Below are 14,012 nucleotides of genomic sequence, written 5' to 3' on the forward strand. Positions count from 1 at the left end.
ACAATATGGAACGAGACGTAATCATCGCCTGCGACTTCAAGTCCGCAGAGGATACCTTCCGCTTCCTCGACCTCTTCCGGGACGAGGCGCGCAAACCCTTTCTGAAGATCGGCATGGAGCTCTACTATGCCGAAGGCCCGTCGATCGTGCGCGAGATCAAGCGCCGGGGACACAAGATCTTCCTCGACCTGAAGCTGCACGACATTCCCAATACGGTGAAGAAGGCGATGGCGGTGCTGTCGCGTCTGGATGTGGACATGTGCAACGTCCACGCCGCCGGTACGATCGAGATGATGCGGGCGGCCCTCGAGGGGCTGACGCGCGAGGACGGGACGCGCCCGCTGCTGATCGCCGTGACGCAGCTCACCTCGACGAGCGAGGAGCGCATGCAGCGCGAACTGTTGATCGGCGCCTCGATCAACGACACGATCGTCAAGTATGCGCAGAACACGCGCGAGGCGGGGTTGGACGGTGTGGTCTGCTCGCCGCTCGAAGCCGGTATGGTTCACGAGGCGTGCGGCCGTGACTTCCTGACCGTCACGCCGGGCGTGCGCTTCGCCGACGGCGACGTGGCCGACCAGGTGCGTGTGACGACTCCGGCCCGGGCCCGCGAGATCGGTTCGGATTTCATCGTCGTCGGACGTCCGATCACGGCGGCTGCGGATCCCGTGGCGGCCTATCGCCGCTGCGTGGCCGAGTTCGTCGGCGAGTAGCCAGAAGGCCGGAGCTGTGGGGGGGGGAAAAAAAAGGAAAAAAACATGCCCTCCTCTTCGCCCGTATGGCAGGGCCGGAACGTTCCGGCGGCCGGAGAATTGAAAACGGAAAACACGGAAAAACCATGAAACCCGTAAAATTGTTCTATCTGAAGACGTGCCCCTTCTGCAAGAAGGCGCTGCGTTATATCGAGGAGGCCAAGGCGGCCCATCCGGAACTGGCTCCCGTTGAGATCGAGATGATCGAGGAGTCGGAGGAGCCCGAGGTGGCCGACCGGTATGATTACTACTACGTGCCGACCTTCTACGTCGACGGCGTGAAGGTCCACGAAGGGGGCATCTATCCCGACGAGGTGGAGAAGGTCCTGCGTCAGGCCCTCGAATAGGGACGGTCCGGGCGGCACTCCGGGAGCGGGCGTGCGGCCGGGTCTGCATGGGAAAAACAGAAAAACGAGCAGCATAAAAAAGTTATGGAAAAAGCTATTGCAAAGGATTTGCTGTCGATCGGCGCGGTCTTCCTGCGCCCCGAACAGCCGTTTACGTGGGCCAGCGGTATCAAGAGCCCGATCTATTGCGACAACCGTCTGACGCTGACGGCTCCCGAGGTGCGCAAGCACGTGGAGGCGGGCCTTGCGGAGATCGTCCGCACGAAGTATCCCCAGGCCGAGGTGTTGATGGGAACGTCGACGGCCGGCATCGCCCATGCCGCCATCACGGCGACGATTCTCGACCTGCCGATGGGTTACGTCCGCTCGGGGTCGAAGGACCACGGCCGCGGCAACCAGATTGAAGGCCGGCTGGAGAAGGGCCAGAAGGTGGTCGTCATCGAGGATCTGATCTCGACGGCCGGATCGTGCATCGAGGTGGTCAACGCCCTGCGTGAGGCCGGTGCCGAGGTGCTGGGCGTGGCGTCGATCTTCACCTACGGGATGAAGAAGGGGTTGGACCGTCTGCGTGAGGCCAATGTCGTCAACTACAGCCTCTCGAATCTCGACGCGCTGGTCGAGGTGGCCGCCGAGGAGGGATACATCAAGCCCGAGGACAAGGAGCGTCTGCTGAAGTTCCGCGACAATCCGTCGGACGAATCGTGGATGAAACACTAAAAATAGCACACATGCGTCATCTGATTGATCCTACCGATCTGACGGTCCAGGAGACCGAACAGATCGTGGCTCTGGCCGAGGACATCATCGCCAACCGGGCCAAATACAGCGAAGCCTGCAAGGGCAAGAAGCTGGCCACGCTCTTCTACGAACCCTCGACGCGTACGCGTCTGAGCTTCACCTCGGCGATGCTTGAACTGGGCGGCCGGGTGATCGGCTTCTCGGACGCCAATTCGTCGTCGGTGTCGAAGGGCGAAACGGTGGCCGATACGGTGCGGGTGATCCGCTGCTTTGCGGACATCATCGCCATGCGCCACTTCAAGGAGGGTGCGCCGCTCGTGGCATCGCAGTATGCCGGAATCCCGGTGATCAACGCCGGCGACGGCAGCCACTCGCACCCGACGCAGACCCTGACGGACCTGTTGACGATCAAGCGCGAAAAGGGCCGTTTCGACCACATGACGATCGGCTTCTGCGGTGACTTGAAGTTCGGGCGTACGGTCCACTCGCTCATCAAGGCGCTGTCGCGCTACGAGGGGATCAACGTGATCCTGATCTCGCCCGAGGAGCTGCGTCTTCCGGACTACATGCTGCAGGAGATGCAGGCCAACTCGCGCATCACGTTCCGCGAAGTGCGCACGATGGAGGAGGTGATGCCCGAACTGGACATCCTCTACATGACGCGCGTGCAGAAGGAGCGTTTCCTGGACGAGGAGGAGTTCGACCGCGTGAAGAACAGCTTCGTGCTCAACCCCGAGAAGCTGCGTACGGCCAAGAAGGACATGACGATTCTTCACCCGCTGCCGCGTGTGAACGAGATCACGCGGGCGGTGGACAACGATCCGCGTGCGGCCTACTTCCGGCAGGTGGAGAATGGCAAGTTCGTGCGTATGGCGCTGATCCTGACGCTGCTGCGCTGGGCCGACGAGAACCGGCCGTTTGCCCGTACGCCGGTCTTCAACGAGGAGTACATCGTCAACGAGATGGTCTGCCCGAACCGCCGCTGCATTTCGGCGACGGAGGATGTCGACCAGCTGTTCCGGCGGATGCCCGACGGCACGTGCCGCTGTGCCTACTGCGAGGCCAAGGCCCGTTGACGGAGCTGAGGAGGCGGAGGGTCATTCCGACCGTTCCGCAAGGAAATTTCACCCCGGGAGCCGACGGCTTCCCGGGGTGTTTCGTACAATCGGAAAGAAGGAGGTTCGATTGTCGAAAAAATGTCGATAGAATCTCTCCGGGAATTTTGAAAGTCGGCCGAAAAGCGCTACTTTTGTAACGATGTTTTAACAGTTAGGTTAATCCCGATGATACAAGACTGCCTCTCAGACTGCTGCCGGCGAAACGTCGCTTCCGACGGGCGCGAGCGGAAGAAACAGCAGGTTCGGGCCGCTGCGTTCTATTCGGCGGTGTCCCGACAGCAGCCGTGTGCGCAGTCCCGGGGACGGCGAATGGCCTCCTGCGGACTTCTCGGATAGATACCGGACCGCCATGACATACGATGTCGTGGCGGTCTGCCTTTTGTTTTTGGATGATTTTGTAATTCGATAAGACCATGAAAGTAGGCGTTATTATGGGCTCCGTGAGCGATTACGAGGTGATGGCCGATGCCGTCCGCACGCTCGAATCGTTCGGCGTGGAGTTTGAAAAACGGGTCGTCAGTGCCCACCGTACCCCCGATTTGCTGTGTGAATATGCCAAGACGGCCCGCTCGCGCGGCCTGGGTGTCATCATCGCCGGTGCAGGCGGCGCGGCTCATCTTCCGGGCATGGTGGCTGCCATGACTACGCTGCCCGTAGTGGGTGTTCCGGTCAAGTCACGGGCTCTGAACGGCCTGGACTCGCTGCTGTCGATCGTGCAGATGCCGGCGGGCGTTCCCGTCGCCACGACCGCCATCAACGGCGCCAAGAACGCTGCGCTGATCGCCGTGTCGATCCTTGCGCTGCAGGACGAGGCGCTGGCCGCCCGGCTCGAAGCCTTCCGCGCCAAACAGACCGCCGATGTCCTGAAAGCCGAACTCGACTGATGAAGACCATCGGAATTATCGGGGGCGGCCAGCTGGGGCTGATGATCGCCGAACAGGCCCACGTGCTGGGCGTACGGGCCGTGGCGCTCGATCCGGCGCCGGATGCGCCGGCCTTCCGCGTGTGTGACGACCACATTGTGGCGGCCTACAACGACGCCGAAGCGCTCGAACGGCTCTGCCGCATGAGCGACGCCGTGACCTACGAATTCGAAAACGTGCCGGGGGATATTCTCATCCCGCTGAGCGAAAAATACAACATCCCGCAGGGCTACCGCCCGCTCTACGATTCGCAGGACCGCTTCCGCGAGAAGACGAACGCCCGCGACCACGGGCTCCGCACGCCGGGCTTTGCGGCCGTCGACGATGAGGCGTCGCTGCGTGCCGCCGTGCGGGAGCTGGGCCTTCCGGCCGTGCTGAAGACCCGCACGCTGGGCTACGACGGCCACGGACAGATGGTGCTCCGCCGCGAGGAGGATATCGAACGGGCGCTGCCGCTGCTGACGGTGCCCTGCATCCTGGAGGAGTTCATCGCCTTCGACTCGGAGGCCAGCATCGTCATGGTGGCCGACCGCGAGCATGTCGTGAGCTTCCCCGTGGGGCGCAACATCCACCGCGACGGCATCCTCGATCTGTCGATCGTTCCGGCGGCGGCCGATGCGGAGGTGCTCGGACGGATGAAGGTGCAGAGCGAACGCTTCATGCGCGACTGCGGCTACGAGGGGATTCTGGCCATCGAGTATTTCATCCGCGGGCGGGAGATCTTCTTCAACGAGATGGCGCCGCGCCCCCACAACTCGGGTCACTACACGATCGAGGGGTGCACGACCAACCAGTTCCGCGAACTGGTGCGCTATCTGGTGGGCGAGTCGCTGCAGGAGCCGCGTCTGGTGGCCCCGACGGTGATGAAGAACATCCTGGGACAGGATCTTGAGGCGGCCCGCCAGGTGGAGCGGGAGCATCGTCCGAACGTTTACGTCCACCTCTACGGCAAGACCGAGAGCCGCCCCAAACGCAAGATGGGGCACATCACCTTTGTCGGCATGACGGGTGAGTCGTACGAAAAGGAGTGGGCCGACCGTTTTGTGAAATGAGAACAGAGCAAAGACAAACAACACAATACATGAACACGACCAACTATCGTATTTTTGTCGAGAAACTGCCGCGCTTCCGGGTGGAGGCGGAGAGTCTTCGACGCGAGTTGAACACGAATCTCAACCTTTCGCTGCGCGAACTGCGGCTGCTGAACATCTACGATCTGTTCGGCTTCACGCCCGAGCTACTCGAAAAGAGCCGCTATCGCGTCTTCGGCGAGGTGGTGACCGATGAGGTGAGCGATGCATGCGACCTCTCGGGCCACAAGTACATCGCCGTGGAGTGCCTGCCGGGACAGTTCGACCAGCGGGCCGCATCGGCCGTCGACTGCGTGCGGCTGATCGACCCCGAGGCGCAGGTCAATATCCGTTCGGCCAAGCTGCTGCTCTTCGACCCGAGCGTCTCGGAGGAGGAGCTGGCCCGCATCCGCCACTACTACATCAATGCCGTGGAGTCGCGCGAGAAGGATCTCTCGGTGCTGAGCGACATGGAGCAGGCCGAGGTGAAACCCGTTCAGGTGCTGGAGGGTTTTCGGGAGATGAAGGATGACGAACTCGAACCCTATTGTCAGCGGATGGGTCTGGCGATGAATGCCGACGACCTCTACGAGGTGGTGAAGTACTTCCGCGCGGAGGGTCGCGACCCCTTCGAGACGGAGCTGCGCATCCTGGATACCTACTGGAGCGACCACTGCCGCCATACGACCTTCACGACCGAACTGGAGGGCATCACCGTTGAGGAGTCCTTCGTGAAGGACGAAATCGAGGATTCGCTGGCCCTCTACCTGCGCATCCGCCGTGAGTTGGGACGTGAGCACAAGAGCCTCTGCCTGATGGATATCGCCACGATCGGCGCCCGCTACCTGAAGAAGAAGGGGCTGTTGGACGATCTGGAGGTTTCGGAGGAGAACAACGCCTGCTCGATCTACGTCGATGTCGACGTCGACGGCAAGACCGAAAAGTGGCTGCTGCAGTTCAAGAACGAGACGCACAACCACCCGACGGAGATCGAACCCTTCGGCGGAGCGTCGACCTGTCTGGGCGGAGCGATCCGCGACCCGCTGTCGGGCCGCAGCTATGTCTACCAGGCGATGCGCGTGACGGGTGCCGGGAACATCTACCAGCCTGTATCGGAGACGCTGCCGGGCAAACTGCCGCAGAGCGTCATCTCGAAGAAGGCCGCCGCCGGCTACTCGAGCTACGGCAACCAGATCGGTCTGGCCACGACCCACGTGCGCGAGATCTACCACGACGACTACGTGGCCAAGCGCCTGGAGGTGGGTGCCGTGGTGGGTGCCGTGAAGGCCGAGAACGTACGCCGCGAACGCCCCGCGCCGGGCGACCGGATCATCATGTTCGGCGGACGCACGGGCCGCGACGGCATCGGCGGTGCGACGGGTTCGTCGAAGGAGCACAACGCCAAGTCGCTCGAGACGTGCGGCAGCGAGGTGCAGAAGGGTAACGCCCCCGAGGAGCGCAAGCTGGAGCGGCTGTTCCGCCGTCCGGAGGTGACGCGCCTGATCAAGAAATCGAACGACTTCGGTGCGGGCGGTGTCAGCGTGGCCATCGGCGAGCTGGCCGACGGTCTGGACATCTACCTCGACCGGGTGAAGACGAAATACAGCGGTCTGAACTCCACGGAACTGGCCATCAGCGAGTCGCAGGAGCGCATGTCGGTGGTCGTCGAGGCCAGGGACATGGAGGAGTTCATGCGCTACTGCCGCGAGGAGAACATCGAGGCGGTGCATGTGGCCGACGTGACCGACACGGCGCGGATGCGGATGTTCAAGGGCGACCGCATGGTGGTCGACCTGAGCCGGGCGTTCATCGACAGCGCCGGCGCGAAGCACTATGCCGAGGCGAAGGTCGGTGCCGTCGAGAACCGCAACCCCTTCGAACGGCGGGTTGAGGGCGCCGCGGTGGCTGAACGCTTCGAGAACAATCTGAAGGACAACAACGTTGTTTCGCAGCGGGGTCTGATCGAGATGTTCGACTCGACAATCGGCCGCTCGACGGTGCTGATGCCCTTCGGCGGACGCACGCAGCGCAGCGAGACGCAGGTCTCGGTGCAGAAGCTCCCGACCGACGGTTATACCGATACGGCCAGTGTGATGGCCTTCGGCTACAACCCCTTCATGGCCAAGTGGAGCCCCTACCACGGGGCGGCCTACGCCGTGGTGGAGGCTGCGGCGAAGGTAGTGGCTGCAGGCGGCCGCTACGAGCGGATGCGCTACTCTTATCAGGAGTATTTCGAGCGCATGACCAGGGATGCCGAGTCGTGGGGCAAACCCCTCAGTGCCCTGCTCGGTGCGCTGCGGATGCAGGTCGAACTGGGGCTTCCGTCGATCGGCGGCAAGGACTCGATGTCGGGAACGTTCCAGCACATCAACGTGCCGCCGATGCTGATGGCCTTCGGCATCACGACGGTCGATGCACGGACCATCATCTCGACCGACCTGAAGGGGGCCGGACACCGTCTCTACCTCGTGCGCCACACGCCGCGTGAGAACTGGATGCCCGATACGGAGCAGCTGAAGCGCAACTTCTCGTTCGTGAGCGATGAGATTGCCTCGGGCAAGATCCTCGCGGCCTGGTCGGTGGGCTTCGGCGGCGTGGCCGAGGGCCTGGCGAAGATGGCCTTCGGAAACGGCATCGGCGTCGAGGTTGAGATGGCGGAGTCGAAGCTCTACGACTACGCCTACGGCTCGATTCTGGTCGAGTGTGAGGGTACGCTGGAGTATCCGGCCGCCGAGCTGGTGGGCTTCACCGTGGCCGATGCGGCCGTGACGGTCGGCGGCGTGCGCATGCCCCTCGAGGAGCTCTACCGCGCCAATACCGAGAAGTTCGCAACGGTCTATCCTGACAAGGGACACAATACGGCCGAGGTGATGACCTCGGAGCCCGCCCCGCGGCACTTCACCTATCCGGGCGAGGCGGTCGAACATCCGCTGGTCTACATTCCGGTCTTCCCCGGCACGAACTGCGATTACGATACGGCCAAGGCTTTCCGCAAGGCCGGAGCCCGGGTGGAGATGAGCGTGCTGTGCAACATCGCCGGCGACGACATCCTGCGCTCGATTGCCGGGATGAAGGAGCATATCCGCCGGGCGCAGATCTTCGTGCTGAGCGGCGGCTTCTCGTCGGGTGACGAACCCGACGGCAGCGCCAAGTTCATCGTCAACGTGTTGAACAACAAGGATATCATGGAGGAGATCCACGCGCTGCTGGATCGCGGCGGTCTGATTCTGGGTATCTGCAACGGTTTCCAGGCGCTGGTGAAGTCGGGCCTGCTTCCCTACGGACGGCTGGGTCTGGTGACCAAGGATTCGCCGACGCTGTTCCGCAACGACATCAACCGCCACATCTCGCAGATCGTCACCACGCGCGTGGCTTCGACCAATTCGCCGTGGCTCTCGTCGTTCCGCGTCGGCGAGCTGCACTCGATCGCCGTCAGCCACGGTGAGGGCAAGTTCGTCGTCAGCGAGCAGCTGGCCCGCGAACTGTTCGACGCCGGGCAGGTGGCCTTCCAGTATGCCGACGCCGAGGGTCGTCCGACGGCCGAGGCGCCGTTCAACCCCAACGGTTCGTCGTATGCCATCGAGGGCCTCGTCTCGAAGGACGGGCAGATCCTCGGCAAGATGGGCCACACGGAGCGTTACGAGGAGAACCTCTACAAGAACATTGCAGGCAACAAGCGGCAGTCGCTCTTCGAAAATGCCGTAGCCTATTTCCGTAAAAAACAAGTATCAAGATAGATGAAACAACTCGAAATGCTCTACGAGGGCAAGGCGAAGCAGATCTTCCGCACGGACGATCCCGAGCGGATCATCATCCGCTACAAGGATGCCGCGACGGCCTTCAACAACATCAAGAAGGCGACGATCGAGAACAAGGGGGTGGTCAACAACGCCATCTCGTCGATCATCTTCCGCGAGCTGGAGCGGGCCGGCGTGAAGACCCACTTCCTCGAGAAACTCAATGACCGTGACCAGTTGTGCCGTCGGGTGACGATCATTCCGCTGGAGGTGGTCGTACGCAACGTCATTGCCGGCTCGATGGCCCAGCGGCTGGGCATCGAGGAGGGCGTGCAGCCTTCGAACACGATCTACGACCTCTGCTACAAGCGCGAGGAGCTGGGCGACCCGCTGATCAACGACCACCACGCCGTGGCGCTGGGGCTTGTGACCTACGAGGAGTTGAAGACCATTTATGCGATGACGGCGCGCATCAACGAGGTGCTCAAGGCGCTGTTCGCCCGGATCAACGTCAAACTGGTGGATTTCAAGATCGAGTTCGGGCGTACGTCGGACGGCGAGATCGTGCTGGCCGACGAGTTTTCGCCCGACACGTGCCGTCTGTGGGACATGACGACCCACGAACGGCTCGACAAGGACCGTTTCCGCCGCGATCTGGGTCGTGTGCGCGAGTCGTATGAGGAGATATTGTCACGCCTGAAGAAAATTACCGAATAAGATGAGGATGAATGAGATTTGCGACCGCGAGTTGCACGAGGAGTGCGGTGTGTTCGGCATCTACGGGGTGCCCGAAGCCGCATCACTGACCTATTACGGGCTGCACGCCCTGCAACACCGCGGGCAGGAGGGGGCCGGTATCGTTTCGGTCGACGACAAGGGACAGTTCCGCCGCATCAAGGGGTGCGGACTGGTGACCGAGGTCTTCAACGAGGAGAAACTCGCCTCGCTTCACGGTTCGATGGCTATCGGTCACGTACGCTATACGACGGCCGGAGGCGGTGGTCTGGAGAATGTCCAGCCCTTTCTTTTCCGCCACAATACGGGCGACTTCGCCCTGGCGCACAACGGCAACATCGTCAACTCGGATCTGCTGCACACCTACCTCGAGAACCGGGGCAGCCTCTTCCAGTCGACCTCCGACAGCGAGATCCTGGCCCACCTGATCAAGAAGGAGACGCGCTATCACGACCGTCCGAGAATCTACTCGATCATCGACGCGCTGAACATGTTGGAGGGAGCTTTTGCCTTCCTGATCATGACGGCCAACCGCATCTACGCCTGCCGCGACAAGTACGGACTGCGTCCGCTGTCGATCGGGCGTCTGGGTGAGGGCTGGGTCGTGGCCAGCGAGACGTGCGCGCTGGATGTGCTGGGTGCGGAGTTCGTGCGCGACGTGGAGCCGGGCGAGATCGTCACGATCGACCACCAGGGGCTGCGCAGCAGCGACTACTCGAAGTTCAAGCGTCACGAGATGTGCGCGATGGAGTACATCTACTTCGCCCGTCCGGACAGCGATATCGAGGGGTGCAACGTCCACGCCTACCGCAAGGAGTCGGGACGGCTGCTCTTCCGGGAGGCGCCGGCCGAGGCGGACATCGTGGTCGGCGTGCCGGATTCGAGCCTGAGCGCCGCGATGGGTTATTCGGAGGCGAGCGGCCTTCCCTACGAGATGGGTCTGATCAAGAACAAGTACATCGGCCGTACGTTCATCCAGCCGAGGCAGGAGCTGCGCGAGAAGGGCGTTCGGATGAAGCTGTCGGCCGTGCGGTCGATCGTGCGGGGCAAGCGCGTGGTGCTGGTCGATGACTCGATCGTGCGCGGCACCACCTCGCGGCGCATCGTGGCGATGCTCAAGGAGGCCGGGGCGCTCGAGGTGCACGTGCGCATCGCCAGCCCTCCGATGATCGGGCCGTGCTTCTACGGCGTCGATACGTCGACCTACGACGAGCTGATCTCGGCACGCAAGAACGTCGAGGAGGTCTGTCGTACGATCGGGGCCGATTCGCTGGCCTTCCTGTCGCCCGAATCGCTCTATAAGGCCGGCAACCGCCGGGAGCTGTGCATGGCCTGCTTCACGGGACACTATCCCACGGCCCTCTACCAGTCGATGGAGGATGCCAACAAGGGGAACAAATAAATAATTGCAGGACGAAAATTTTAAAACCACAATAGCTATGGCTCAAAGTTATGAAAAGGCCGGAGTGAACCTCGAAGCCGGTTACGAAGTGGTGCGGCGCATCAAGAAACATGTGGCCTCGACGGCCCGTATGGGTGTGATGGGCAACATCGGCGCCTTCGGCGGGATGTTCGACCTCTCGGCCCTGCAGGTCAAGGAACCGGTGCTGGTAAGCGGCACCGACGGCGTGGGCACGAAGCTCAAGCTGGCCTTCCAGATGGACAAACACGACACGATCGGCATCGATGCCGTGGCCATGTGCGTCAACGACGTGCTGGCCCAGGGCGCCGAGCCGCTGCTGTTCCTCGACTACGTGGCCGTGGGACACAACATCCCCCAGAAGATCGAGGCCATCGTGGCCGGTGTGGCCGAGGGGTGCCGTCAGGCGGGCTGCGCGCTCGTCGGGGGCGAGACGGCCGAGATGCCGGGCATGTATGCCGACGGCGAATACGACATCGCCGGATTTACGGTGGGCGTGGTTGAGAAGTCGAAGCTCATCGACGGCTCGAAGGTCCGTACGGGCGACGTGCTGGTCGGTGTAGCCTCGAGCGGTGTCCACTCGAACGGCTTCAGCCTGGTGCGCAAGATTCTGGCGGACAACTACCTGGATCTGCACAAGTGCTATCCCGAACTGTCGAACAAACTGCTGGGTGAGGTGCTGCTCACGCCGACTAAGATCTACGTCAAGCAGGTTCTGGAGGTGATCCGTCAGTGCGACGTCCACGGAATCAGCCACATCACGGGCGGCGGTTTCGACGAGAACATCCCGCGCATCCTTCACGAAGGCCAGGGTCTGGAGATCGAAGAGGGTACGTGGGAGATCCTGCCGGTCTTCCGCTTCCTGGAGAAGTACGGACAGGTGGCTCACCGCGAGATGTTCAACATCTTCAACATGGGTATCGGCATGGTCATCGCCCTGAATGCCTCCGAGGCGCAGAAGGCCATCGACATCCTCACGGCGCAAGGCGAACGCGCCTCGGTCATCGGCCGGGTTACCGATTCGGGAAAGGTTGTTATCCGGTAGGGGCATGCATCGTCTAGCAGTCTTTGCCAGCGGCAACGGAACGAATTTCGAGGCCATCGTGACGGCCTGCGAGCAGGGGAAGCTGCCTGCCGAGGTGGTGCTGATGGTCTGTGACAAGCCGGGTGCGACGGTCGTCGAACGGGCCGCGCGCCACGGTGTGGAGTCGTTTGTCTTTTCGCCGAAGCAGTACGCCTCGAAGTCCGACTACGAGCGTGAGATCGTCGCACGGCTGGATGCCGCCGGGGTCGAACTGGTCTGTCTGGCCGGTTACATGCGCATCGTGGGCGACGTGCTGCTGGGGGCCTATGGCGGGCGGATCATCAACATCCATCCGTCGCTGCTGCCGGCCTTCCGCGGGGCGCATGCCATCGAGCAGGCGCTGGAGTACGGTGTGAAGGTCTACGGCGTGACGATCCATTATGTCGACGGCGAACTGGACGGCGGACGGATCATCGCCCAGCGGGCCTTCCCCTACGAGGGCGACAATATCGAGGAGTTGGAACCGATGATTCATGCGGTGGAATACCCGCTTTATATCGAAACGATTGGAAAATTATTGAACGCAAAAAAAGAATAGGAATATGCGAGCATTGATCAGTGTAAGTGACAAAACCGGTGTCGTGGAGTTTGCCAAGGGGCTCCGTGCACTCGGTTGGGAGGTGATCGCCACGGGCGGCACGATGAAACTGCTGCGGGAGAGCGGCGTCGAGGTAATCAACATCAGCGACGTGACGGGCTTTCCGGAGATCTGCGACGGACGCGTGAAGACGCTCCACCCGAAGGTTCACGGCGGCCTGCTGGCGCGCCGCGACAACCCCGAGCACCTGAAGGCGCTGAAGGAGAACGGCATCGAGTTTATCGATCTGGTCTGCGTGAACCTCTATCCGTTCCGCCAGACGATCTCGAAACCCGACGTACGCATGGAGGACGCCATCGAGAATATCGACATCGGCGGTCCGTCGATGCTGCGTTCGGCGGCCAAGAACTGGGCCGACGTGACGGTGGTGTGCGATCCGGCGGACTATGAGCAGATCCTCGGGGAGATCCGCGCCACGGGCAACACGCAGCGCGATACGCGTCTGAAGCTCTCGGCCAAGGCCTATACCCACACGGCCGAGTACGACGCCATGATCGCCGCCTACATGCGCAAGCAGGCCGGTCTGAACGAGAAGCTCTTCCTGGAGTTCGATCTGGTACAGTCGCTGCGCTACGGCGAGAACCCGCACCAGAGCGCCAAGTTCTACCGCGAGGAGCACGAGGTGCCCTATTCGCTGGCCTTTGCCCGTCAGCTGCACGGCAAGGAGCTCTCGTATAACAACATTCAGGATGCCAACGCCGCCCTGTGCATCGTGCGGGAGTTCGACCGTCCGTTCTGCGTCGGTCTGAAGCACATGAACCCCTGCGGCGCAGCCGTGGGCAAGGATGTCGTCGAGGCCTGGACGAAGGCCTACGAGGCCGACAAGGTTTCGATCTTCGGCGGTATCGTCGCCACGAACTGCACCGTGACGCGCGAGGTGGCCGAGCTGATGAAGCCCATCTTCCTGGAGATCATCATGGCGCCGAAATTCGACGAGGGGGCCCTCGAGGTGCTCTGCACGAAGAAGAACCTCCGCCTGCTGGAGGTCAACATGGAGAAGGGCACCGTGGATCAGAAGCAGTACGTGAGCGTCAACGGCGGTCTGCTGGTGCAGGACCTCGACGTCGCGACGAAGAGCGTCACGGCCGACATGTGCGTGACGAAGGCCAAACCGGCTCCCGAGCAGATGGACGACCTGAACTTCGGCTGGCATATTGTCAAGCATGTGAAGTCGAACGCCATCGTGGCCGTGAAGAACGGTCGCACGCTGGGTGTCGGGGCCGGTCAGATGAACCGCATCGGCTCGGCCGAACTGGCGCTGAACCAGGCCCGTGCCGCCGGCGAGACGGAGGGCATCGTGCTGGCTTCGGACGGCTTCTTCCCCTTCGACGACTGCGTGACGCTGGCCGCCGAATACGGCGTGACGGCCATCGTGCAGCCGGGCGGATCGGTGCGCGACGGCGATTCGATCGCCAAGGCCGACGAGAAGGGTATCGCCATGCTCTTCACCGGCGAGCGTCACTTCAAACACTGATCCCTCAAAGACGACG

At 62.2% G+C, this 14,012-nt stretch carries 12 protein-coding genes; all 12 read left to right on the forward strand.

The window, feature by feature from the left end; all coding sequences use genetic code 11:
* Window positions 1-5 precede the first annotated feature (5 nt).
* The 12 genes from pyrF (at window position 6) to purH (ending at window position 13,996) form a co-directional block, all read left to right on the forward strand.
* Window positions 6-713, forward strand: a complete 708-nt coding sequence (pyrF, locus tag B5E60_RS03155) for an orotidine-5'-phosphate decarboxylase (RefSeq protein ID WP_087309516.1) — start codon at window positions 6-8, stop codon at window positions 711-713.
* A gap of 125 nt (window positions 714-838) precedes the next feature.
* Window positions 839-1,099 carry a thioredoxin family protein gene (locus B5E60_RS03160; protein WP_087309517.1) on the forward strand — a complete coding sequence of 87 codons (261 nt, stop codon included), beginning with the start codon at window positions 839-841 and terminating at the stop codon, window positions 1,097-1,099.
* An 84-nt stretch (window positions 1,100-1,183) separates the two neighbouring features.
* Window positions 1,184-1,816, forward strand: coding sequence for an orotate phosphoribosyltransferase (pyrE, locus tag B5E60_RS03165; protein ID WP_087309434.1), 633 nt, complete (start codon window positions 1,184-1,186; stop codon window positions 1,814-1,816).
* A gap of 11 nt (window positions 1,817-1,827) precedes the next feature.
* A complete protein-coding gene (pyrB, locus tag B5E60_RS03170) occupies window positions 1,828-2,913 on the forward strand; it encodes an aspartate carbamoyltransferase (protein ID WP_087309435.1) in 1,086 nt (361 codons plus the stop codon).
* A 455-nt stretch (window positions 2,914-3,368) separates the two neighbouring features.
* The gene (purE, locus tag B5E60_RS03175; protein WP_087309436.1) at window positions 3,369-3,839 is read left to right on the forward strand and encodes a 5-(carboxyamino)imidazole ribonucleotide mutase; all 471 of its coding nucleotides are present in this window, start codon (window positions 3,369-3,371) and stop codon (window positions 3,837-3,839) included.
* Entirely contained in the window at window positions 3,839-4,930 is a 1,092-nt protein-coding gene (gene purK, locus B5E60_RS03180; RefSeq protein ID WP_087309437.1) for a 5-(carboxyamino)imidazole ribonucleotide synthase, read from the forward strand. Before purE ends, purK begins: the two co-directional genes overlap by 1 nt.
* Before the next feature lie 29 nt (window positions 4,931-4,959).
* Entirely contained in the window at window positions 4,960-8,685 is a 3,726-nt protein-coding gene (locus tag B5E60_RS03185) for a phosphoribosylformylglycinamidine synthase (protein WP_087309438.1), read from the forward strand.
* Window positions 8,686-9,402, forward strand: a complete 717-nt coding sequence (gene purC, locus B5E60_RS03190; protein WP_087309439.1) for a phosphoribosylaminoimidazolesuccinocarboxamide synthase — start codon at window positions 8,686-8,688, stop codon at window positions 9,400-9,402.
* Between the two features lies 1 nt (window position 9,403).
* Window positions 9,404-10,822 (forward strand): amidophosphoribosyltransferase, encoded by a 1,419-nt coding sequence (gene purF / locus B5E60_RS03195; protein WP_087309440.1) that lies wholly within the window; start codon window positions 9,404-9,406, stop codon window positions 10,820-10,822.
* A gap of 37 nt (window positions 10,823-10,859) precedes the next feature.
* Window positions 10,860-11,885, forward strand: a complete 1,026-nt coding sequence (purM, locus tag B5E60_RS03200) for a phosphoribosylformylglycinamidine cyclo-ligase (protein WP_087309441.1) — start codon at window positions 10,860-10,862, stop codon at window positions 11,883-11,885.
* 4 nt (window positions 11,886-11,889) lie between these two features.
* Window positions 11,890-12,462, forward strand: a complete 573-nt coding sequence (gene purN / locus B5E60_RS03205; RefSeq protein ID WP_087309442.1) for a phosphoribosylglycinamide formyltransferase — start codon at window positions 11,890-11,892, stop codon at window positions 12,460-12,462.
* A gap of 4 nt (window positions 12,463-12,466) precedes the next feature.
* A complete protein-coding gene (gene purH / locus B5E60_RS03210; protein ID WP_087309443.1) occupies window positions 12,467-13,996 on the forward strand; it encodes a bifunctional phosphoribosylaminoimidazolecarboxamide formyltransferase/IMP cyclohydrolase in 1,530 nt (509 codons plus the stop codon).
* Window positions 13,997-14,012: the final 16 nt, after the last annotated feature.

Origin of the sequence: Alistipes sp. An116 (genome assembly GCF_002161005.1) — a bacterium.
Classification (GTDB): domain Bacteria; phylum Bacteroidota; class Bacteroidia; order Bacteroidales; family Rikenellaceae; genus Alistipes; species Alistipes megaguti.

Excerpts from the sequence above, each read along its gene's own strand:
- pyrF (WP_087309516.1), top strand. The coding sequence starts at position 6 with ATGGAACGAGACGTAATCATCGCCTGCGACTTCAAGTCCGCAGAGGAT.
- B5E60_RS03160 (WP_087309517.1), top strand. The coding sequence starts at position 839 with ATGAAACCCGTAAAATTGTTCTATCTGAAGACGTGCCCCTTCTGCAAG.
- pyrE (WP_087309434.1), top strand. The coding sequence starts at position 1,184 with ATGGAAAAAGCTATTGCAAAGGATTTGCTGTCGATCGGCGCGGTCTTC.
- pyrB (WP_087309435.1), top strand. The coding sequence starts at position 1,828 with ATGCGTCATCTGATTGATCCTACCGATCTGACGGTCCAGGAGACCGAA.
- purE (WP_087309436.1), top strand. The coding sequence starts at position 3,369 with ATGAAAGTAGGCGTTATTATGGGCTCCGTGAGCGATTACGAGGTGATG.
- purK (WP_087309437.1), top strand. The coding sequence starts at position 3,839 with ATGAAGACCATCGGAATTATCGGGGGCGGCCAGCTGGGGCTGATGATC.
- B5E60_RS03185 (WP_087309438.1), top strand. The coding sequence starts at position 4,960 with ATGAACACGACCAACTATCGTATTTTTGTCGAGAAACTGCCGCGCTTC.
- purC (WP_087309439.1), top strand. The coding sequence starts at position 8,686 with ATGAAACAACTCGAAATGCTCTACGAGGGCAAGGCGAAGCAGATCTTC.
- purF (WP_087309440.1), top strand. The coding sequence starts at position 9,404 with ATGAGGATGAATGAGATTTGCGACCGCGAGTTGCACGAGGAGTGCGGT.
- purM (WP_087309441.1), top strand. The coding sequence starts at position 10,860 with ATGGCTCAAAGTTATGAAAAGGCCGGAGTGAACCTCGAAGCCGGTTAC.
- purN (WP_087309442.1), top strand. The coding sequence starts at position 11,890 with ATGCATCGTCTAGCAGTCTTTGCCAGCGGCAACGGAACGAATTTCGAG.
- purH (WP_087309443.1), top strand. The coding sequence starts at position 12,467 with ATGCGAGCATTGATCAGTGTAAGTGACAAAACCGGTGTCGTGGAGTTT.